A 23,326-nucleotide genomic window follows, 5' to 3' on the forward strand; every position below is an offset into this window, starting at 1 on the left:
ATTGAAAACTCTAATATGCTAAAAACTGCTTATAAACACCTTGATAATAAGCTTTAGCTATATTCAACAAACTATCTGACTTTGCTTTTGGAAATGAAGGATCAGCCTGAAAATTGATCGATTTACCAACATTATCGAAAGACAAAGCCTGTCCCTTTGTTATAATTCCAAAAGCATCTTTTGAATTGTAGAAAGCGACTTCTGCGGTGGTAGGATTGAACAGATCTCGGCTCCAAGGGTAGCGCTTGATACTGGCGTCTAATTGCTGCAGCAGAGTGGTCGCTAAATCGGTTTGATTACCTATTCTAGAAATCACCTTACCTCTATATTCTTTCTTAATCACATCTCCAAAAAACACCAATGGAATATGGAATCTATTGGGCTGTGACAAATCCCACTTCTCTGTAGGGAGACGATGTCCATGATCAGCAATCAATACAAACAACGTATTCTTATACCAGGATTCCTGTTTGGCTTTTTCTATAAAATCAAAAATCACGGAATCCGTGTAGTAGGCTGTACTTCTAAATTTATTGGGATTACTGTCGTTTCCAAATTTATACTGTCCCTTTAAATCAAAAGGCTCGTGATTGATCAGCGTAAACATCGTTGAGAAAAAGGGCTGTTGTTCTTTTTTGAAATCTTTAATCATTTGATTAAAGATAACATGATCATACACTCCCCAAGAAGCGCGTTCTTCATGCAACCCAAAATTAGCTTGATCGACAACTCGGTCGATACCATGCGTCAACATATAGGACTTAAAATTATAGAACTCGCTCTGTCCACCATGATAGAATGAATTGCTGTATCCTAGGCTATCCAACTCCTCCCCAATAGCTGGAATATTTTCATGCTTGGGAATGTATTTGATAATACTCTCGGGGCCCTGAGCCGGGAATCCACTCAGAATTCCGATCATCCCTTTGTCCGATCGATCGGAAGCTGCATAAATTTGATCAAAAAGAATACCTTCATGGATCAACTTCTCCAGATTAGGAGTTATTCCCTGTTCTCCCCCCAAAGAGGCCACTAAATCGCCTACAAAACTCTCCATCATGATCAGAACGACATTGGGACGTGTTGTAGTCAGCACCTGTACCGCAGAATCTGGATTGTGCTCAAAGACAGGCTTGATGGCAGATGCGATCGAAGCATCATCACTGTAGAAAGGATAAGGATTACGTAATAATGTACTACGTGTGAAATAATCACGTAGCAACGACCATTGCGTATTTACAGCGGCATGATTGTAAAATGTCTTCTCCGAAAAATAAGCTTTACTTGGATTTAACGGCGCCCTCCCATAGCCTCCACGGATGAAAGTAAACAGAATAAATATACCTATCAGGAACTTCATTAGATTCGGTAACGGTTTTTTTATATTAAAAAACCAAACCGATTTGAATAGGTATCTATAAAGGTAATATCCCAATACTATACCCAGTATTATCCCGACAATGGGTACGAAAATAGGTGTAGATTCTGCAGAGGCAACTGCTCCCGATGGGGATGCCCAAAAGGCATCGATAGCCCGCTTTGAAATCTTGTCGCCCCACTCCCTATAAATATTGATATTGATAAATGAAACACCGAAGTATACCAATAATGCAATCAATGTATATACATCTAACACTTTACGTTTAAGTTTCACCTTAGGCAGAAAACTTAAGATACAATAAAACAGAAATGGAATTGCACAGATATAGGCGACTGCAGAAAAATCCAAAAATAAGCCATGATAAAAAATCTTGACCACATCCATGAATGGACTTCCCTTTATCTTTTCAAAAAAAGAAATTATAAAGATAAAACGATCAATAAAACATATAATCAACCAAAATAAAAAATAACGAGTTAAAGCCTTTAACTCATTAACTAAGTTCTGCATCCTATTCTATTATAAAACGAGCAAATTTACGCTTAATTATCAATCTCTTAATCACCTATTAACATTTTTTTAACAGATTATATCTAACCTCTTCTTTATTTGAGCGAAGAAAGTGGGATTTCACAGCTTAAATCCTTATTTTTGTACACTTTTTACGCCATATTTATAGCAATGAGCATAGCAAAAACTTACAATCCAAAAGAAGCAGAAGACAAATGGTATTCCTATTGGATGGAGAATGGTTTTTTCCGTTCTACACCTGATGAACGCGAACCCTACACTATTGTAATGCCTCCGCCAAATGTCACTGGGGTGCTACACATGGGCCACATGTTGAACAATACAATTCAAGATGTATTGATTCGTCGCGCCCGTATGCAAGGTAAAAATGCATGTTGGGTCCCTGGTACGGACCACGCATCTATCGCAACTGAGGCTAAGGTCGTCGCCATGCTCAAAGAACAAGGGATTGACAAAAAATCTCTGACTCGCGAAGATTTCCTAACGCATGCCTGGGAATGGAAAGAGAAATATGGAGGAATCATCCTTAAACAATTAGAGAAACTGGGAGCTTCCTGTGATTGGGAACGCACTAAATTTACGATGGATCCGGAGCTATCAGAATCGGTAATCGATACATTTATCAGATTTTACAAGGAAGGCTATATATACCGCGGTGTGCGTATGGTAAATTGGGACCCCCAAGGAAAAACCGCACTATCGGATGAAGAAGTAATACGTAAAGAAGTCAATCAGAAACTCTATTATATCCGCTATAAGATAAAAGACAGTGATGAGTATGTTATTATAGCAACTACGCGTCCTGAAACTATAATGGCCGATACTGCAGTGTGTATCAATCCGAATGACGAGCGCTATGCCCATCTAAAAGGAAAGACAGTATTAGTGCCTTTGCTTAATAGGGAAATTCCGATTATCCAAGATGAATATGTCGATATCGAATTTGGAACCGGATGTCTTAAAGTGACTCCAGCACATGACCTAAATGACTATGAGCTGGGCCAAAAACATAATCTACCTGTAATAGACATCTTGAATGACGATGGTACATTAAATGAGAAGGCAGAGATATTGGTGGGTGAAGACCGTTTTATAGCCCGTAAGAAGATCGCTAAATTGCTTGAAGAAGCAGAACAGATTGAGAAAATCGAAGACTACAAATCGCAAGTTGGTTTCTCTGAGCGTACTGATGCTGTTATCGAGCCTAAGCTTTCTATGCAATGGTGGTGTAAAATGGAAGAACTTTCTAAACCGGCTCTAGAATATGTAGAAAATGGCACAATAAAGCTGATTCCAGAAAAATTCTTTGCTTCCTACAAGCATTGGATGGAAAATGTAAAAGATTGGTGTATTTCCCGTCAACTTTGGTGGGGACAGCGTATTCCTGCTTGGTATAATGATAAAAATGAATGGGTAGTTGCTAAAACTGAAACAGAGGCTATACAGGAGTTTGAGGAAAAAGGAAAATCCACATCAGGAATTCATCAGGAAGAGGATGTATTGGACACTTGGTTTTCTTCAGGGCTATGGCCTATGTCTGTATTTGACGGTGTACGCAATCCGGAAAATGAAGAGTTTAAATACTATTACCCTACGAATGACCTGGTGACAGCTCCTGAGATTCTTTTCTTTTGGATTGCACGGATGATCATTATGGGACACGACTATACCCAAAAGCCTCCTTTTCGCAATGTATACTTAACAGGTATCGTACGCGACAAGCTAGGTCGTAAGATGTCTAAATCCTTGGGCAACTCGCCGGATCCTATTGAGCTAATGGCACAATACGGAACCGATGGTGTACGTGTAGGTATGTTGCTTTCGTCTCCTGCGGGAAATGACCTTATGTTTGATGTTTCTTACTGCGAGCAGGGACGTAATTTTGCGAATAAGATATGGAATGCTTTCCGCTTAGTAAAAGGTTTGGATAGCATAGAGGCGCCAGCAACGGAAGCGCAAAAAACAGCTGCAGAATGGTTCGAAAACCGCTTTAACCAAGCTGTAGTTGAAATCGAAGAACACTTTAACAATTATCGTCTATCGGATGCTCTGATGACGACTTATAAACTAATATGGGATGATTTCTGTGCATGGTATTTGGAACTGGTTAAGCCAGCTTATCAGACACCAATCGAGTCAGAAACATTGGAAACGGTTAAAGTATTATTTCAAAAAGTGCTGACCCTAGTTCACCCGTTTATGCCGTTCCTAACGGAGGAATTGTGGCACGATGAGCTATTCGGAAACCGCGAAGCAAAAGACTGTGTAATTGTTGCCGAATTCCCTAAAATAAAAGCTTTTGATGAGCAGATAATCAAAGAGTTTGCTTCTGTCCAACAAATCATTTCTGAGGTGCGTAATATCCGTAATTCGAAAGGGATGTCTCCTAAAACAGCGTTGCCTTTAGCCATCAATGCTTCCGATATGGATTTCTCTAAATATCAAGAAAGCATTATCAAATTAGCTAATATTTCGGACCTGACTTTTGTACAGGAAAAGGTAACAGGAGCATTAAGCTTCTTGGCAGGTAAAAGTGAGTGTTACGTCAGGCTCGATACAGAAAATATTGATATCGACGCTGAAAAAGAACGTATCAGTAAAGAAATCGATTATTTAAAAGGTTTCTTGGTTTCGGTAGATAAGAAATTATCCAACGAACGCTTTGTTCAGAATGCTAAACCTGAAGTAATACAAAACGAGCGCAATAAAAAAACAGATGCCCTAGCTAAGATTGAAATCTTAGAAGAGAGCTTAACATCGCTGGGATAATAAAACCAGGCATAAATTAAAAACCTCACAAAAAAGTGAGGTTTTTTTTATCCCCATTTTCAGCGATTGTACAGATTCATTTTTTTTCGGTAATTCGCATTATTATATTGTAAGAACACATGAAAAATATACTTTTCAGTTTATTAATACTGGTATGGGCCAGTTCCCTATCCGCACAGGAGGAACCGGCTGCTTACATTCTAGAGGAAGGTTACGACTTCTGGATGAAAGAAAAAGGAGACACTGCTTATGTCTTTGCTAATATGGCGTACATAAGAGACTATCCAGGGACCAAGGGGAAGCTGTTAGACTCCATTCCACAGGAAACATTAGTTGTTATTAAATCAGACTGCTATAACAACTCTACAGCACGGGGATTTGAAGCGCCTTGGCGAAAGATATCCTATATTAAGAATGGTAAACAAAAAGATGGATTCATCTGGTCCGGTCTTTTGGCAATAGGACGTATGCAGCATAAAGATGGTACTATTTTCAGTGTAGGTTTTTTGCGTCGTGATAAGGAGACATCTTATAGTCCTGAAGCCTATATGCTAGAGGTAAAGTGCTTTGATACATACCACAATCTCAAGACCAAAGTTTACTATCCTGCTGGTCTTTCCGAACAACGCTACTCAGAACATAAATTATTACCCAACATGGGTCTAGAGGGATTGGAAAACATTATCCGTATAGGTTTTTTGGGTGAGGCATGTGGTATACCTAGTGAATACTACTATTTTAGTTGGAATGGCAATGAAATTATCCCAATGTTTAACCGTTATACGGTAGGTGATGCCGGAATCTATTATCATGAGGAGAAAATTCTCTTCCCTTCTGAACATAACCTTGACAAAAACCTAATAATCAAGGATATTGAAGAAGGGGAAGTCATTGATGAAGATGCCCAAGACTATCAATATAAAACGACCCGTAAACGGGTTAAATATATCTGGAACGGCAAAGTCGCTTCTGAAGTTATAGAAATGAAAGCTGTTAATTAAAAACAGCTTTCAAAACAAAATATTCCTATCTATGTTCTATCCATACAACAATAGATAGAAAAATGGGATACACTACATTTAAAAAACTACATGAACAACCACAAGTGCTAATCCTTGGAAATGTCTGGGACGCACAATCGGCAAAATTGGCTGAAGACGCGGGTTTTAAAGCGCTCGGAACATCGAGCCATGCCATAGCCAATCTACTGGGATATGCTGACGGAGAAAGAATAAGCGTAGATGAAATTTTATTTATGGTTGAACGCATTGTTAAGGCGGTCGATATCCCCGTATCAGTTGATTTTGAAGCAGGCTATTCTGATGATCCTGTTGAAGTAGCGAATAGTGTAAAACGTCTTTTGGAGATCGGTGTAGTCGGTATCAACCTGGAAGATGGAAAGGTGGTAAATGGAACTCGAAAACTTAGTGAAATAACAGTTCTAGAGAAAAAAATACAGGCAATCAAAGCAATAGGCAAACCGATATTCATCAATGCACGAATAGACACTTACACAACCAAACATGAGAAGTTACTGGAAGAATCTATAAAGCGGTCTAACGCCTATGAAAAAGCAGGGGCAGATGGACTTTTTATTCCACTAGTAGAAGCAAAATCTGATATTGCATCTTTGGTAAACACAACTAAACTCCCAATTAATCTATTTCTCACACCGAATCTTGCTCCTGTTCAGCAACTCGCTGAATGGGGCATAAAACGCTTGAGCCATGGTGCGAAAATATACGAATGGTTAGTCAATCAAAACAAAAAAGTTTTCAATGATTTTTTGAACTCTCCGATACTACCAAAGTAAAGTAATAATAATATCAGCTCATTTCTGCCTAAATAAAGGATAGTAATCTGCAATCAAAAGTTAGACACTTAGACTTTTATCACAAAAAAGTCAAACTCAATTCGTACACTTTTATATTTGGAAAATATGCTCGTAATTTGCACTATAACTTTTGAATAAAAATGTTTTAAAGTCAAAAGTAAAAACATAGTTGTTTAAACATGAGAGAGCTAATCAACAACAGCATATTTCTTATTATTGGTTTACTTTTTTTCAGCCTCGCAAATGGCCAGGAAATTCAGATACGAGGTCGGGTTCTGGACAAACAAAATAAGGAACCTATTTCCTTTGCCACCATTGCAGTAGTAGGTGGACAACAAAAAACATATTCTGATGATAATGGAAACTTTAATCTGACACTACCTAGCAGGCAGGTTAAAGTTCGTGTATCTTATGTTGGTTATCATGAACAGATGCTAGATTTGAGTGGAGATAAGACCAGTTTTGATTTGGTACTCGATCCTGAAAACCTAATTGATGAAGTTGTTGTCAAAAGACCTAAGCTTAAATATTCAAATAAAAACAATCCTGCGGTCGAGCTCATCCGCCAAGTAATTGCCCATCGGGACCAAAACCGTTTGACTGGGCAAGAATTTGCGGAATATGAACAGTATGAAAAAATATCACTGGGTTTAAGTAATCTTTCACCCAAATTTGTAAAAAAGAAGGTATTTAAAAACTATCAATTTCTCTTTCAAAGAGATGATTCAACAGCCACAGAAAGCTATATCTTACCTGCCTTCATAGAGGAGAGAGTTTCGAAATTTTATTACAGAAAAGACCCTAAAAAAACGAAACAGTATATTATTGCGGAACAAAGAGCAGAGTTTGACCCTAAGTTTATAGATAATGAAGGGTTATCATCTTACTTCAATAAGCTGTATGAAAAGATTGATATTTATGATAGTAATATCAGTCTATTGACTAATCAGTTCTTGAGCCCTATTGCAAACAGCTCACCCACATTTTACAGATTCTATATTACGGATACCATTAAATCTGATCAACCCTGGCTCGTAGAGTTAAGCTTCTTTCCTCGTAACAAGAGTGATTTCTTGTTTCAGGGAAAGCTTTATGTCACCTTAGATGGGAATTATGCAGTCCAGGGAGCCAAAATGAAAGTGAGTGATGATATCAACCTTAACTTTGTAAGGGATCTGGATATTGAACTTGCATTTGAAAAAGATAATCGTAATAAGTATTTCCTAAACAAAAGTAGCCTTGGAATTGATTTTGCCTTATCGGAAAAAGGTAAGGGAATTCGGGGAAATCGAATAGTATTTTATAAAGATTACGTCAGTGGTAGGCAGCAACCGGATAGTATTTACGCTGGTGATGATGTTGTCAAAGTACCTGTTCCTCCACAGACGGAGGAAGTTAGGGAAAGCTATTGGGCTACCCTACGCCACGAACCCCTCAACAAGTCAGAGATGAATATCTATCATAATATCGACACGCTACAATTAATGTCGTCTTTTAGGAGATTTATGGATATCAGTGCCTTGGTATTGTCCGGCTACAAACAGGCAGGTCCGGTAGAAATTGGTCCTGTAAATACATTTTATAGCTATAACCCGGTCGAGGGATTACGACTACGCGTAGGAGGTAGAACCACTGAAAGTCTAAGCAAGCGTTTCTATGCTGAAGCCTATGGTGCGTATGGATTTAACGACAAAAAGTGGAAATATTTTGTCAGTGGGACGTACTCTCTAAATAATAAATCTGTCTATAATTTCCCGCAGCATTATCTTCGGGCTTCAGTACAGCATGACACGAAGATCCCGGGGCAAAATCTGGAATTTATACAGGAAGATAACGCATTGCTCTCGTTCAAACGCGGGGAAAACAAAAGCTACCTCTATAATGATATTTACCGACTGGATTATAAGGCTGAATTTGAAAACCATCTTTCTGTAACAGCAGGCCTAAGTAAATGGAAGCAAAAACCTGCCGGAGTAATACGCTATGAAATGAGACCTGAGCAGGGGGATCCCTATTTAATACATGAGCTGAACACGACAGAGGTAAGCCTAGGGTTACGTTGGGCTCCAAACGAGCAGTATTATCAGGGAAAACTATACAGAACGCCTATCTTCAATCAATACCCAATTTTCACAATTAATTATACTGCAGGTATCAAAGGACTGCTAGACGGCGAACAAAACTATCACAACTTTACAGGTAGTATCTTTAAACGGTTTTACCTATCACAGTTAGGTCAAGCCGATGTGACTGTAGACGGAGGTTACGTACTGGGAAAAAATATACCATACCCTTTACTTACCATACATCGCGCAAACCAGACTTATGCCTACCAACTACAGTCTTATAACCTCATGAACTTTATGGAGTTTATTTCTGATCACCACGTAGGGCTAAACATACAGTATTACATGAATGGTTTTATACTAAATAAAATCCCTTTAATAAAGCGCTTGCAACTTCGAGAGGTGTTTAGTTTCAAAGGACTATATGGCGGACTGAGAGATGAGAATAATCCTTCATTTAACAACAAAGTCTATTCTTGGCAAACCAATTCCGATGGAGAGATTTCTTCGTTTACATTTGGTTCTAAGCCTTACATGGAGGCTAGTATCGGACTTTCCAACATCTTCAAAATATTAAGGGTGGACTATGTCAAAAGGTTAAATTACCTTGACCAACCAGGAGTATCAAAATCAGGTATTCGTGCCCGCATCAAGTTTGATTTCTAAAAACATAAAAAAAGTCCAGAATTCTGGACTTTTTTTATGTTTTAATACTCAACTGATATAATTGCTGAGAGCGGAATTAACACGCCGCTTTTTATTTGTATATACTTATCTGTCAGTGACCACACCGTGGTCTCTATACGCATGGGACCGTCTTCTGTATTGAATATAATCGTCACTTTGGACTTAAACTCATTACCTAAACGCTGAGCATCGTTTAATTTTCCACATAGCTCTTCTACCTTACTCTCCTTGGCAGCAATAATTTTATAATTGTTGATGTCTTCCTTTTCTATTAATGTACCAATCATTTTTTATGTATTTAAATCCGACAATTATTTATTTAAAACTCTTATATAAATATAACTAAATGAGTTTTTAAAAATCAATTGTTATAAAATAATTACATTAATATTAACATAATTTAAAGGTTTCAATCGTCAAGTTTTAAACGCAATGAAGCTTTGAAGATATTGCTGTTACTATTTAAAATTAAATCGTAGCTGCTTGGGTATTCATAGTCTAATCTAGATCTGAAGAACGATATAATATCTGTAGTCCTTTGATCTACTAGATAGTGGTTGATTCGATTGCTGACTTCTAACGTAAGCGTCTTGCCAAGCAAACGTCCGCGAACGCGTACAGGGAATTTAGCATCTACATGATAACCGTAATGGAGTGCATTTTGGATCAAAGGAAACAATATGAAGGGAGCGATTACTTCTATTTCCTCTTGCAAAGGAAAGTCATACAAAACCTGGATTTCATTTTTTCTATAATGACCATATAGTCCAACATACCTTTCGAGATTTTTGAGTTCCTCCGTTAATGAAATCGGACCATCATTTCCTGACTGCAGAATATCTTGCAGATAAGACCCTAAATCTGCGGAAATGCTTTGCTCATTTTTAAAATGAGCTAATAACAACTGCTTGTCTAACTTGCTTTGTTCCAAGGAAAGTTTGGCTTCAGCAACAAGAAGATCATCAAGTTTTATTTTCTCTTTATTAAATATACGTTTTAAGAACACTGACATCTATTTGCTATTCAATTCCGGAGACACCTCCTGAAACGACTAATTTCATAGCATCTGTCGCACTCATATTTAATTTGGTGACACGAGACGAATGAACCACTACAACTTGTCCGGCAAAAGAATAAGAATAGGGAAAATATACAATAACTTCATCGGTTAACCCCAGTTTTCCTAAATCCTTTTGTGTAAGAAAACCAATTTTTTTTAAACCAGTCTCATTTACTTCAACCAGAACAGGTTCATTGAACTTTTTAGCATCTCCTACAAAAGCCTCCGTAAAATCCTTAATTGAGGAATACAAAGTATTAAATAGTGGAATTCTATTAACTGTTCGGTTAAGCCAATGCTTAATCGGCTCCGTAACCAACGTGGTAAAGATTAGCCCAACGATTATCAGAAGTATAATTACCGTTAGAATTCCAATCCCCGGAATATAAAGGGGATGTCCTTCTTCATCCTCTAAAAAATGTTGCGTGATGTTCAGTGCATTGTCTAACGATGCAACTATCCAAACGATCAAAAATATCGCACCAGCAACAGGAACCATAACCAAAGTACCTTTGATTAAGTAATATAACAGCCTTTGAAAAATCTTCTTAAACATAATTATTCGTAAAAATACACTCTTTTTACCCGAGATGAAATACCTGTTAACAATTCATAAGGAATAGTTCCAATATTATGTGCTACCTGGTCCAGATCCGGAAATACTAATACTTCGTCTCCTTCCTTCGCGTCTATATCCGTAACATCTAACATACACATATCCATACAAATATTCCCTATTGTAGACACCGATTCGCCATTAATAAGCATGGTTCCTACTCCATTGCCCAATCGTCTGTCATAACCGTCAGCATAGCCAATCTTTACCGTGGCAATCTTTGAGTCTCGTAGTAACACCCCTCTCCTATCATATCCTACTGTTTCGGTTTTAGACAGGTGTTTGATCTGTGTTATCGTGGTCTTCAAGCTTCCGACCTCTTCTAATTGCAAACCATTTGGGGCCATATCAAAACCATATGCCCCTATCCCCAAACGGACCATGTCATAATGAGCCTCTGGATGATGCACTATACAGGATGTATTACAGATATGCTTGATAACTGTATAACCTAATGAAGATTCAATCTCAGTCGCCATATGTTCAAACAAACTGATCTGTTCTATAGTAAAAGATTTTAGAGTATCACTCCCTGCACCCACTAGATGCGAAAATAAGGTCGCTACACGAATGGATAAGGTCGAACGAACAATGGTCAGGGCATCCTCTATTTCGTCTTTCATAAATCCAAGCCTATGCATTCCGGTATCTAATTTGAGATGTACAGGGTAAGCTTCTATGCTTCGTTCTTTCAAAAAAGCAACAAACGACTTCAATATTCGAAGTGAATAAATCTCCGGTTCTAGTCGATATAGCAAAATATCATCAAAGGTCCCCTCGTGAGGGCTGAGCACCATAATAGGTAATGTGATACCCGCCCGTCTAAGTTCTGCTCCTTCGTCTACAAAAGCCACAGTAAGGTAATCTACTTTGTTAAATTGGAGGACATTAGCAATTTCAAAACTACCGCTACCGTAAGAAAATGCTTTAACCATAGCCATTATCTTTACTCCCTTCTTGAGGCATGAACGATACTGTGAAAGGTTATTCTCCAGCGCTTTTAAATTTATCTCCAAGATCGTGTCATGCGACTTCTCTACCAATAAACGACTGACGCGCTCTAATTCGAACTTACGTCCCCCCTTTAGCAATAAAACACTATCTACTAGGCTTAAATGCTGTAATGATTCTAACAGTGCATCTGTAGATTCGAATAACAAAGAGGGAATCGATAAATTCTCCTTAACCGGTTCTAATCGACTTCCAACTAGAATAATCTGGTCTAGGGGTTGGACATTTAACATATCGGCCAACTTCAAAATCGATGACTTAGTCCATTCTTCTCCTTCAAAATCACTCAATATCAACCTTTTTATAGAAGACTGATTCTGCTGTGCTAAAAAATCCAAAGCGATCTGTAGTGATGCGAGGTCATTAGAGTAGGTGTCATCAATAATACTGTTATTATATTTCCCTTTTTTTAATTGTAATCTCATTTCTAGAGGACGCAATGCCAAAATACGTATTTTTATTACATCAATGCCATAGCCCAAAGTCAACATGACCAATGTACAAGTCAACACATTGTCGATAGATGCCTTATCAATAAAAGGAACTGACAATGAAAATACCTGCTTTTTATAAAGTAGCTCTAGGATAGTACTATCTCTGTCTCTGTGTAGTTCCAAAAGTTGTAAATCGTCAGAGTCTTCTCTCCCCCAAGTTATGCAATCTCGATATTCCTCCAAAGAATGACTCCATACGCTGGATGGTGCAACAACTGTTTTCGCTCTTTTGAATAGTTTCCACTTCTCTTGGAATTTCTGCTCAAGAGAGTCAAATCCCCCTTGATGGGCAGGCCCTATACTGGTAAAAATTCCCATTGTAGGTTGAATCATCTCTTCCAACACAGCCATTTCTCCTGCCTTACTAACGCCTGCTTCTATAAGAGCAATTTTATGCTCTGCTGTAAGATTCCACAAAGACAACGCTACGCCTAATTGAGAGTTATAGCTTTTGGGACTCTGGTAACAATTATATTCTGCGGAAATCAATTGATGTAACCAGGTTTTGACAATAGTCTTTCCATTACTGCCTGTTATTCCTATAATAGGAATCGAGAAATGACTACGATGGTAGGCTGCAATCTCTTGCAACGCACGAAGCGTATTTTCTACCCAGACAAAATTAGCTCCCGGATAGAGACGCACATCAAATTCTGTATCGGATATTACAAAACTGCGAACTCCCTTTTCGTATGCTTCTGGAATGTAACGATGTCCGTCCCGCTGCTGGACCAATGCAAAAAATAAGCAATGATCTCCCACCCTAATCTTTCGCGTATCGTAAGCTAGCACAGAAAATGTGGTCTGAGGAAATGGCATAGAAATCTTACTGTGGTTAATATAAGGAAGAATAGTGTCTAAAGTATACATAGCTAAGAATTAAAACGAACAGAGGGGGCTAAAAAATAGCTTCTGGATTAAGCACAAATTTGACGATTATTTTTAATAAGTAAAAGCGGATTATGTGTGGCTTTTATATAAGTTTGTAACATGGAAGAGCAGCGACCGAATAAAAAAATCTATACACCCCATCAAGCGAAGTTAAAAGCAGAAGCTTACTGTGCTTATCAAGAAAGGTCACAGCAGGAGGTTCGAGACAAGCTATACGATTGGGGATTACACATGGAAGATGTAGAACAAATAATCAGCGAGCTGATATCGACTAATTTTCTAAATGAAGAGCGTTATGCTAACGCCTTTGCTCTTGGCAAATTTAGAATCAAAGGTTGGGGCAAGATTAAGATACAACAACACCTGAAGGCAAAACGAGTATCTTCTCCTTTAATAAAAGGCGCTCTACAGCAAATTGATTTAGACGAATACGAAGAGAAACTGACAGATATTATTAAGAAAAAATCCAATGTAAGTATACAACAGCTTAGCTTACAAGACAAAGCTAAATTGGTACGATACCTGCAAAGTAAAGGTTATGAAAACGGGCTTATTTTTGAAAAAATAAAAATTTAATTTTGATCATTATTTTTATTTTTTTCTTTGCATAGTTGCATTATTACTCTATATTTGCACCACGTCAAGCGAAAGTAGCTCAGTTGGTAGAGCACAACCTTGCCAAGGTTGGGGTCGCGAGTTCGAATCTCGTCTTTCGCTCAGTTGCCTAGGTGGTGGAACTGGTAGACACGCAGGACTTAAAATCCTGTTCCCGTTAAGGGAGTGCGGGTTCGATTCCCGCCCTAGGTACAAAAGGCTAATCATATGATTAGCCTTTTTTTATTTCCTTTATTTTCCATAAAAAATCTTTTCATCTACACTTTGCAAAGGCATTCTATTCGCTGTGATTACTATATCTTCCGTAAAAGCTATAAATAAAAAGCGCCGACAAAAAATTGCCAGCGCTTTCCTTCGTTAGTGCGTATTAATTACTTATTTGCAACAATATTAACACGGAAGTTAATTTCCTTGGAAATTAAATCATCTTTCTTTCCTTCATAACTTACTCCCCAGTCTTCACGTAAAATATTGAAGTCCGCAGAAGTTTTTACCGTAGTATCTGTAATTTCGTCTACCTTCGAATCGAATGTAATATTTTTAGAAATACCTTTAATAACTAGATTACCAGAAATCGCAACTGTACCTGCTGTAGCACCTGCTTTTACCTCAGTAATAGTGAAAGAAGCTTCAGGATGTGTAGCTACGCCAAAGAAATCGTCGGCTTTCAAATGACCATCCAATTTATCCTTATACTCACCCTCTAAATCTGTAGCTGAAATTGTATTCATGTCTAATACAAAGTTGCCACCTGTGATTGCTCCTTTATCAACATTTATAACTCCAGATTTTACAGTTATGGTTCCTTCATGGAAACCAGAAACTTTAGTACCTTTCCACATGATTTTGGTTGCCGCAGTATCTACCTTGTAAGCAACTCCTGCTACTTGATCAACTGTAGCTACTGAATCTTTTGTTTCCGCTTTTTTACCTTCTGGATTACCAGCACAAGAAGCAAGAACCATCGCTGCTGCTGCGGAGAATAAAACTAGTTTTTTCATTTTCTAATAATATGTGTTTAAACGTTTATTTTATACAAAAATAGAATAGCTTTTTAGATAACAAAGCATATTTTGATTTATTAACACTACACAGACAATTTATTAATGTCCCAAGGGTTGCGCTTCAACACGTTTGATATCAGCACCTAAAGCTTTCAGGCGTTCTTCTATATTCTGGTAGCCTCTTTCAATCTGTTCAATATTAAAGATGGTAGATTTACCTTGAGCCGACAATGCTGCAATCAATAAAGAGACTCCTGCACGAATATCCGGTGATGACATTTGTATACCTCTAAGCTTGGTCTGCTTGTTCAGCCCCATCACTACTGCTCGATGTGGGTCACATAAGATAATCTGTGCCCCCATATCGATTAGCTTATCTACGAAGAAAAGTCTACTTTCAAACATTTTCTGGTGAATCAAAACATTTCCTTTAGCCTGAATAGCTGTTACTAATACGATACTCAAAAGATCTGGAGTAAATCCAGGCCATGGCGCGTCTGCTATTGTCAGAATGGATCCGTCAATAAATGTATCTATCTCATAATTATCCTGTGCAGGAATAAAAATATCGTCACCTCTCAGTTCCAACTTGATTCCTAGTCGCGCAAATACAGAAGGAATAACGCCTAACTCATTATAAGCTACATTCTTAATCGTTATCTCAGAACCTGTCATTGCTGCCAAACCGATAAATGATCCAATCTCAATCATATCAGGCAACATACGGTGTTCTGTACCTCCCAAAGACTCGACTCCCTCTATCGTCAGCAAATTGGAGCCTATACCTGAAATCTTTGCTCCCATGCGGTTCAACATCTTACAAAGCTGCTGTAAATAAGGTTCACAGGCTGCATTATAAATTGTAGTTGTCCCCTTAGCTAAAACGGCTGCCATTACAATATTTGCTGTACCCGTTACCGATGCTTCATCCAACAAAATATGCGCTCCTTTTAATTCGGTAGCATCAACATTAAAAAAATGATTCTCAGCATCGTAGATAAACTTTGCGCCCAGCTTTTCAAAACCCAAAAAATGAGTATCTAATCTTCTACGTCCAATCTTGTCTCCTCCTGGCTTTGGAATTGCAGCCTTACCGAAGCGTGCAAGCAAAGGCCCTACAATCATAATAGAACCTCTCAAACTTCCTCCTTTTTGCTTAAATTCTTCAGAAGTAAAATAATCTATATTAATATCTTTGGCCTGAAACTCATAGGTGTCTTTACTCAATTGATTTACAGAAACGCCTAGGGAGCGTAACAAATCGATTAATTTATTAACATCTTTTATATCAGGGATATTGCTTATTGTAATCTTATCTTCAGTCAGTAAGACCGCAGATAAGATCTGTAATGCTTCATTCTTTGCCCCTTGAGGTACAATCTCCCCTTTTAACGGCTTCCCACCGTGAATTTCAAATGCGTTCATATACTAATTTTATTATAAATATTGGTACAGCTATTTTCCAAGCTGATTAATAATAATACAACAAGAGGATGTCCTCAGAGTGAAATACAAACAAAAACTTGACCAAATCGAAGTGATATTGTTTGCATTTTGAAATTGTAGACATCCTCTTTTGCTAAAGTAACTGATATAAACCAGCTTACTTCTTATAATTACTGTTCTGATAAGGTCGCTTGCCTGATCCACCAGTATTACTACTTTGTCTTTTTCGCCCGTTATTATTATTGTTGTTATTGTTATTATTTTGGTATTGCTTCTTCGGATAGTTTGATCCAGAAGCTTGCTTCTGATTATGATTGCCCGCTGGTGTTTGCGATTTAACACGGTTGCCTGGAGGCGGCGTACGGAAATCAAGCTTAGTCAGTACGGTATCTTCAGGCAGTACCAAAACAAAGCCAGACAGTTCCTTCAAATCTTGAATGATTTGTAAATCATTGACAGAATCTTTGTTCCACGTGAGGTAGGCCATTTTCATAAAATTAGCAATACCTAAAGTCATTTTCTGTCTTGTCTCTTCATGAGGTACAGCCATAGCTTTCTCGATCATCGACTCCACAATATGTCCGTAATGCTTAAACCGGATTCTGTGCTGTGGATAAGGCAAAGGTTCTGGTTTGTGCCGTATTTCTTCTTTAGAAGGAATAGGATATGGTGAATCCACATCTATCTTAAAATCTGAAATAATATATAAGTGATCCCAAAGCTTGTGCTTAAAGTCCGAAACATCTCTTAAATGAGGATTTAAAACCCCCATCATATCGATGACGACTTGTGCCAACCTGTTACGTTCTTCTCTAGAAGGAACTGTACAGATATGGTCAACCATATTTTGCACATTCCTACCATATTCGGCCAAAATTAGCTTAGAACGTGTACTGTTATAATCAAAATTCATATGTATTAATTTGCTTTTTAATGGCCATACGGAATATCCAAAGTATATTATGTGTGTTTGTACAGTCTGTACTACATGGATATTTCATACAGTGAAATTAAACGTAATATATAACGTTATTTTTTATTTAATATTCTATCCAACTATTATTGGACAATTCTTAGTTTCGCAAATTTAAGCAACAATTGTTTCTGCCCCAACTCCTTAAAGAAAATAGTTGCTTTCAAATCAGGTTTATTGCCTTCCAGATTTATGACTTTTCCGAAACCAAAGCGCTCATGCTCAACTTCCATACCTACTTGAAGACCACTGGTATCCGAAGGAGCAAATCCCTCTGTAGGAACGTGAGCTTTCGGAAGAATAGACGTAGTTTTTACAATCTTGGGCTTCGGTTTGGAGAAGCTATCTTTCTGTTGCCACGCTATTCGATCAGATTTCATATCTCCATCCCCTGAGGCGCTGTTCATTCGAGGTTTAAAGTCTAAATCTAAACAAGCAGGATTCAATTCATCTAAAAAACGACTGGGTTCGCAATTATTCAAAGTACCCCAGCGATACCTCGAAGTGGCATAAGAAATGTGCAATTTAGTCTCTGCACGAGTCACTGCCACATAAAACAACCTTCGCTCCTCTTCTAATTCTGCTCGTGAATTTACGGATAATTGCGATGGAAACAAATTTTCTTCTAATCCTACAATAAATACATGCGGAAATTCAAGTCCCTTAGACGAGTGGATGGTCATCAATGATACCGTATCTGCGTTTGGATCTTTATCATTGTCGTCATTCGTCAAGAGTGCAACGTCCTGTAAAAAAACATCTAGACTTTTCTCCTCAATATCCTCTCGTTCAGAAAACTCCTTGATACCATTCAATAACTCCTGAATGTTCTCATAGCGACTCAATCCCTCTACCGATTTATCCTCATATAGATCCTTCAATATACCCGAATGCTGTGCGATATGCATGGCTGTATCGAAAGCGTTGGATTGATTCCCCATTGCCTGAAAGCTCTGTATCATAGTTCCAAAATTGGACACTGCCGTCGCGCTGCGTCCATCCAAAAACATTTGCGCATTGGCTACTATATCCCATAACCGATACTGGTTTTTATCGGCGGCAACAATAATTTTATCAATAGTGGTATCCCCTATTCCTCTTCGCGGATAATTGATCACTCTTTTAAGTGCCTCCTCATCGTTGGGATTATAGGTCAATCGGAAGTAAGCAATAAGATCTTTGATCTCCTTGCGTTGGTAAAACGACGTGCCACCATAAATCTTATAAGGGATATTCAGCTTACGCAAGGATTCTTCCATCGCTCTCGATTGCGCATTAGTACGATACAGAATAGCAAAACTTTTAAACTGTAAAGAATGCAAAGACTTGTCTTGCAAAATTGCCTCAGCTACAATTTTACCTTCCTCATTATCAGAGAAAGCACGGGCTACTTTAATTTTATCTCCATCCTCGTTTTCAGAAAAAACGTTCTTTTCTAGCTGATTCTTATTGTTAGCAATAATACTATTAGCCGCATTAACAATCATCTTTGTCGAACGATAGTTCTGTTCTAGTTTAAAGACTTTTACTTCTGGGTAATCCTTTTGAAAATTTAGAATATTCTGAATATTCGCTCCCCTAAAAGCATAAATACTTTGAGCGTCATCTCCTACAACACATATGTTCTCGTTGACAGCGGCTAGCCGTTTGACGATAAGGTATTGAGAAAAGTTCGTATCCTGGTACTCATCAACCATGAGATAACGGAACTGATGTTGATATTTGTGTAGAGTCTCAGGATGTTTATTCAATAAAACATTTGTTTTAAATAATAAGTCATCAAAATCCATCGCACCAGCACGATAACAACGTTGGGCATAGGTAAAATAAACCTGTCCCATCTGTGGACGCCCATTCTCTCTATCTTCAGCAAGTATAGCCTCATTTTTATTATACTCCTGTGGTGAGATAAGGTTATTTTTAGCGGAAGATATACGTCCATACACCTGGTTGACATTATACAACTTATCATCTAAGTTCATTTCTTTCAAAATAGACCTCAATAGACTCTTGGTATCATCGGTATCATATATCGTAAAGTTTTTCGGATAACCGATCAACTCGGCCTCAACACGAAGTATACGAGCAAATATGGAGTGAAAAGTACCCATCCATATATTCTTTGCTTCTGCGCCTACAACCTTCGTAATACGTTCCCGCATTTCTTTAGCCGCTTTATTGGTAAACGTAAGAACCAAAATCTTAAAGGGATCTACGCCTTTACGAATAAGATGTGCTACTCGATATGTGATAACACGGGTTTTTCCCGAACCCGCTCCAGCCACAATCATTACTGGACCTTCGGTCTGCTCTACAGCATCACGCTGCGTGGAATTTAATCCTGCTAAATAATCCAAATTAAAAAGATTTTTTCCGTTAGAAATAGATTGTAAAGTTACTAAATTACTGTCAAATACGGCTGGTATGTGTTGCTATTTATTCCAACAAAAGCTACCTTTATCTTGTCAACAAGACGTTATTATGATAAAACCGATACTTATTGCCTCCTTCTTCTTTATCTTCCTTGCCACTCATGCACAACAAGGTTCGAACCGACTGCCTAATGGTTTTGTATATGTAAAAGATATCATACCACATCTAGAAGTGGATTTACCATATTGCGGTCATCACAACTTTATTGGAAAACCTATACAAGGCTATTTGGAACCTCAAACCATTCTTACAAAGAAAGCAACGGAAGCGCTGGCAAAGGTAGAGAAAGAGCTAAACAAAAACAATATGGGGTTAAAAATATTCGATGCTTACCGTCCACAGGCTGCGGTCAACCATTTTGTAAAATGGGCAAGTGAGCCCAATGATACTTTAGGCAAGGCCGAATTTTACCCAACCGAAGACAAACGCTTTTTATTTAAAAGAGGTTATATCGCATCAAAATCGGGCCATAGCCGAGGGAGTACTGTAGACCTAACTATCATCATCCTAGACAGCAAGAAAGAGATCGACATGGGAAGCCCTTTTGATTTTCTCGGTGAAATATCGGGGCATTCCTACACCAAACTATCTGCCCAACAGCTGAAAAACAGAAAAACACTCAAATCGGTGATGGAAAAATATGGTTTCAGAGCCTACTCAAAAGAGTGGTGGCACTATACCCTGAACAATGAACCTTTTAAAGACACATACTTTGACTTTCCGGTTCAATAATCCCTAGATTAGAATGGGGCATCATCGGGCATATCATTCATCCTTGAAGGCATTGTAATACCACCTCCACCGAAATCCTCAAAGGAAGAGGACGGCATCATCGGAGACGCGCCAAAAGGAGAGTCACCTCCTCCGCCACCGAAGGAATCACCTCCACCCATTCCGGAAAAATCGTCTTCTAAATCCACAAACTTCACAAACTTACCCACAAACTTCAGAGGTACAATACCAGTCTCACCGTTACGGTGCTTAGCAATAATTACCTCACCGACCCCCGCCGTAGGACGACCTTCTTCATCCTCCGTCAAGCCATAATACTCGGGACGATACAAGAATAGTACCATATCCGCATCCTGCTCAATAGAACCTGACTCCCGTAAATCGGATAGCATCGGACGTTTAGCATTACCTGGACGCGACTCTACAGCACGACTTAACTGGGATAACGCTAGTACTGGAATATTCAATTCTTTGGCAACAGATTTCAATGCACGGGAAATACTACCAATCTCTTGTTCACGATTCCCACCGCCTTTACCTTCTGATTTACCATGCATTAACTGCAAGTAATCGACAATCACCATTTGTATATCATGTTGCGCCTTAAGACGTCTACATTTGGCTCTAAATTCGAAAACGTTTAGCGCCGGGGTGTCATCAATAATAAGTGGGGCTTCGGTCAGCCTGCCAATTCTTGAATGCAATTGTTGCCATTCATGATCCGCAAGATTTCCTTTTTTAAGTTTTTCCTGCTCAATCTCGGTCTCACCCGCAATGAGACGATTTACCAATTGCACAGAGGACATCTCTAACGAGAACACAGCCACAGCCTTCTCGTGATCTACAGCAGCATTACGCGCTACAGATAATACGAAAGCTGTCTTTCCCATCGCAGGACGTGCTGCAATAATCACCAAATCGGAAGGTTGCCAACCTGATGTCATTCGATCCAACGCCGTCAATCCCGATGGCACACCAGTAAGACCGTCAGTACGATCGCGCAACGCCTCTAGGTTACTGATTGCCTCACGCATAATATCATCCATCTTACGGGAGTCTCTACGCAAGTTATTTTGTGCAATATCAAAAAGACTCTTTTCTGCATGATCCAGTAAATCAAAGATATCACTGGTCTCATCGTAAGAGGAATTGATAATTTCGGAAGATACTTTAATCAGTTCTCGCTGAATATATTTCTGCGAAATAATTCGAGCATGATACTCAATATTAGCAGCAGAGACAACACGATCCGTAAGCTGAGTGATATAGAAAGCTCCCCCTACCATCTCCAAGGCCCCCATTTGTCTCAACTCAGTGGTGACTGTTAAAATATCTATTGGTGAGGTCTTTTGAAACAGACTAAAAATAGCCTCAAATATCTTTTGGTGAGCCTCTTTATAAAAAGATTCGGCTTTTAGAACATCAATAACTTCACTCAGGGCGTTTTTCTCTAGCATAAGCGCCCCCAACACAGCCTCTTCTAAATCTAAAGCTTGAGGAGGAAGTTTGCCCAATCCACTGACCAGATTATTTAAACCTGTACGTTTCTTACTAAAACCTGTTCGCCCTGCATTAGATGATTGCCCTGTGTGTTCCTGATCCATTTTTGATTAATATTACCGTCCAACAATATAAAATACAATACCCTACAGATACTATAAAAATACCGTTAAACAAAGGTACTAAAAATACTTGCTCTCTATTTTTTTAGTTCTTCACATCGAAAAAAAACAAAAACGACAGGCTCCACATCCCTCCTATCCCACAAGCCTTTATTTTCCACACCGCTTGTTGAAAACATGTTAAAAACAAACCGTAAAAACTCAATATCAACAACTTACAAAAGTGTGGAAAACTTTAAACAATGTTAATATCCACATAGTCAACCAATACTGACCCCTTCAATAAGAAAGGCTTCTTTAGAATTTCATTTTCAACACGTTAAACAAAAACAACACCCAAATAAAGTGAACCCAACAGCACTTGAGACAGCCGTTAAATATATTATATCGCAATGAAAATATTATATTATCTTTGCTCTATGTCAAATGGAGCTTCAACATTAAAACCCTACAAATCGAAAGAAGGTGGTAAAAAAGAACAGGTCGCAGACATGTTTAACAACATTTCCCACAAATACGACTTATTGAACCGAATCATGACCATGCGTATTGATGTGATTTGGCGAAAAAAGGCCATTCGATCTCTGCAATCTATCAAGCCCCAGCTCATGTTAGATGTAGCAACAGGTACAGGTGACTTCGCAATCGAATCCCTTCGCATCCTAAAGCCAAAAAAAATAATAGGCATTGACATTTCGCAAGGTATGCTGAACGTTGCTAAAGAAAAAATCTCCAAAAAAGGACTTGAGCAACAGCTTGAAGTGCAATTAGCCGATTCGGAAAACCTTCCCTTTGATGACAATACCTTTGATGCCGTAACGGTTGCTTTTGGCGTACGTAATTTTGAAAATCTAGATAAAGGTCTATCCGAAATAAACCGGGTACTGAAACCAGGAGGAAAAGCGGTTATTTTAGAACTGTCAAATCCTACTGCTTTTCCTATAAAGCAACTCTATCACCTTTATTTTCACAAATTCATTCCTGCAATCGGCAAACTAATTTCAAAAGATTCTAGTGCCTATTCTTACCTACCTGAATCTGTGGCGAAATTTCCGGATGGCAAAAGATTTGCAACAATAACAACACAAGTTGGTTTTAAAGAAACGAAAGTAAGACCACAGACATTTGGTTTTTGCACCATATATGAGGCTATAAAATAAA

The 23,326-nt window shown here is 38.4% G+C and carries 17 protein-coding genes and 2 tRNA genes; 9 read left to right on the forward strand and 10 right to left on the reverse strand.

The genetic code is table 11. The features are described 5' to 3' along the window. Positions 1-10: 10 nt before the first annotated feature. On the reverse strand, positions 11-1,891 hold the full coding sequence (locus JKG64_RS09160; RefSeq protein WP_210353982.1) for an LTA synthase family protein: 1,881 nt from the start codon (positions 1,889-1,891) through the stop codon (positions 11-13). 171 nt (positions 1,892-2,062) lie between these two features. On the opposite strand from JKG64_RS09160, the gene JKG64_RS09165 reads away from it, so the two are divergent. The 4 genes from JKG64_RS09165 (at position 2,063) to JKG64_RS09180 (ending at position 9,247) form a co-directional block, all read left to right on the forward strand. Further along, complete coding sequence (locus JKG64_RS09165) at positions 2,063-4,681, forward strand: valine--tRNA ligase (protein WP_210353983.1); 2,619 nt, start codon at positions 2,063-2,065, stop codon at positions 4,679-4,681. Positions 4,682-4,800: 119 nt separating this feature from the next. Further along, positions 4,801-5,682: a hypothetical protein gene (locus JKG64_RS09170; RefSeq protein WP_210353984.1), complete on the forward strand. Its 882-nt coding sequence runs from the start codon at positions 4,801-4,803 to the stop codon at positions 5,680-5,682. A gap of 62 nt (positions 5,683-5,744) precedes the next feature. Beyond that, positions 5,745-6,494, forward strand: a complete 750-nt coding sequence (locus JKG64_RS09175; RefSeq protein WP_210353985.1) for an isocitrate lyase/PEP mutase family protein — start codon at positions 5,745-5,747, stop codon at positions 6,492-6,494. A 200-nt stretch (positions 6,495-6,694) separates the two neighbouring features. Continuing rightward, a complete protein-coding gene (locus JKG64_RS09180) occupies positions 6,695-9,247 on the forward strand; it encodes a DUF5686 and carboxypeptidase-like regulatory domain-containing protein (RefSeq protein WP_210353986.1) in 2,553 nt (850 codons plus the stop codon). Between the two features lie 41 nt (positions 9,248-9,288). Here the strand turns inward: JKG64_RS09180 and JKG64_RS09185 are convergent, their stop codons facing one another. The 4 genes from JKG64_RS09185 to JKG64_RS09200 form a co-directional block, all read right to left on the reverse strand. Next, on the reverse strand, positions 9,289-9,555 hold the full coding sequence (locus JKG64_RS09185; protein ID WP_210353987.1) for a hypothetical protein: 267 nt from the start codon (positions 9,553-9,555) through the stop codon (positions 9,289-9,291). A gap of 122 nt (positions 9,556-9,677) precedes the next feature. Continuing rightward, positions 9,678-10,280, reverse strand: a complete 603-nt coding sequence (locus JKG64_RS09190; protein WP_210353988.1) for a sensor histidine kinase — start codon at positions 10,278-10,280, stop codon at positions 9,678-9,680. A gap of 7 nt (positions 10,281-10,287) precedes the next feature. Beyond that, the gene (locus tag JKG64_RS09195) at positions 10,288-10,884 is read right to left on the reverse strand and encodes a DUF502 domain-containing protein (protein ID WP_210353989.1); all 597 of its coding nucleotides are present in this window, start codon (positions 10,882-10,884) and stop codon (positions 10,288-10,290) included. Positions 10,885-10,886: 2 nt separating this feature from the next. Further along, complete coding sequence (locus tag JKG64_RS09200) at positions 10,887-13,319, reverse strand: bifunctional UDP-N-acetylmuramoyl-tripeptide:D-alanyl-D-alanine ligase/alanine racemase (protein WP_210353990.1); 2,433 nt, start codon at positions 13,317-13,319, stop codon at positions 10,887-10,889. A gap of 120 nt (positions 13,320-13,439) precedes the next feature. Between JKG64_RS09200 and JKG64_RS09205 the strand changes: the two genes are divergently transcribed. The 3 genes from JKG64_RS09205 (at position 13,440) to JKG64_RS09215 (ending at position 14,147) form a co-directional block, all read left to right on the forward strand. Further along, the gene (locus JKG64_RS09205; protein WP_210353991.1) at positions 13,440-13,916 is read left to right on the forward strand and encodes a regulatory protein RecX; all 477 of its coding nucleotides are present in this window, start codon (positions 13,440-13,442) and stop codon (positions 13,914-13,916) included. 68 nt (positions 13,917-13,984) lie between these two features. Continuing rightward, a tRNA-Gly gene (locus tag JKG64_RS09210) sits at positions 13,985-14,057 on the forward strand. Positions 14,058-14,062: 5 nt separating this feature from the next. Further along, a tRNA-Leu gene (locus JKG64_RS09215) sits at positions 14,063-14,147 on the forward strand. A 179-nt stretch (positions 14,148-14,326) separates the two neighbouring features. On the opposite strand, the gene JKG64_RS09220 is transcribed toward JKG64_RS09215, so the two are convergent. The 4 genes from JKG64_RS09220 to JKG64_RS09235 form a co-directional block, all read right to left on the reverse strand. Then, positions 14,327-14,956 (reverse strand): YceI family protein, encoded by a 630-nt coding sequence (locus JKG64_RS09220; protein ID WP_210353992.1) that lies wholly within the window; start codon positions 14,954-14,956, stop codon positions 14,327-14,329. A gap of 102 nt (positions 14,957-15,058) precedes the next feature. After that, on the reverse strand, positions 15,059-16,384 hold the full coding sequence (gene murA, locus JKG64_RS09225; RefSeq protein ID WP_210353993.1) for a UDP-N-acetylglucosamine 1-carboxyvinyltransferase: 1,326 nt from the start codon (positions 16,382-16,384) through the stop codon (positions 15,059-15,061). Positions 16,385-16,562: 178 nt separating this feature from the next. Further along, the gene (locus JKG64_RS09230; protein WP_210353994.1) at positions 16,563-17,318 is read right to left on the reverse strand and encodes a DUF4290 domain-containing protein; all 756 of its coding nucleotides are present in this window, start codon (positions 17,316-17,318) and stop codon (positions 16,563-16,565) included. 146 nt (positions 17,319-17,464) lie between these two features. Continuing rightward, on the reverse strand, positions 17,465-19,735 hold the full coding sequence (locus JKG64_RS09235; protein ID WP_210353995.1) for an ATP-dependent helicase: 2,271 nt from the start codon (positions 19,733-19,735) through the stop codon (positions 17,465-17,467). A gap of 124 nt (positions 19,736-19,859) precedes the next feature. Here JKG64_RS09235 and JKG64_RS09240 point away from each other — a divergent pair, with 124 nt between their 5' ends. Continuing rightward, positions 19,860-20,543 (forward strand): M15 family metallopeptidase, encoded by a 684-nt coding sequence (locus JKG64_RS09240; protein ID WP_210353996.1) that lies wholly within the window; start codon positions 19,860-19,862, stop codon positions 20,541-20,543. Positions 20,544-20,551: 8 nt separating this feature from the next. On the opposite strand, the gene dnaB is transcribed toward JKG64_RS09240, so the two are convergent. Then, complete coding sequence (gene dnaB, locus JKG64_RS09245; RefSeq protein WP_210353997.1) at positions 20,552-22,147, reverse strand: replicative DNA helicase; 1,596 nt, start codon at positions 22,145-22,147, stop codon at positions 20,552-20,554. A 437-nt stretch (positions 22,148-22,584) separates the two neighbouring features. Here dnaB and ubiE point away from each other — a divergent pair, with 437 nt between their 5' ends. Next, complete coding sequence (gene ubiE / locus JKG64_RS09250) at positions 22,585-23,325, forward strand: bifunctional demethylmenaquinone methyltransferase/2-methoxy-6-polyprenyl-1,4-benzoquinol methylase UbiE (RefSeq protein WP_210354335.1); 741 nt, start codon at positions 22,585-22,587, stop codon at positions 23,323-23,325. Position 23,326 lies beyond the last annotated feature (1 nt).

It is taken from the genome of Sphingobacterium tabacisoli (assembly GCF_017908035.1).
In the GTDB taxonomy this organism is placed as follows: Bacteria; Bacteroidota; Bacteroidia; order Sphingobacteriales; family Sphingobacteriaceae; genus Sphingobacterium; species Sphingobacterium tabacisoli.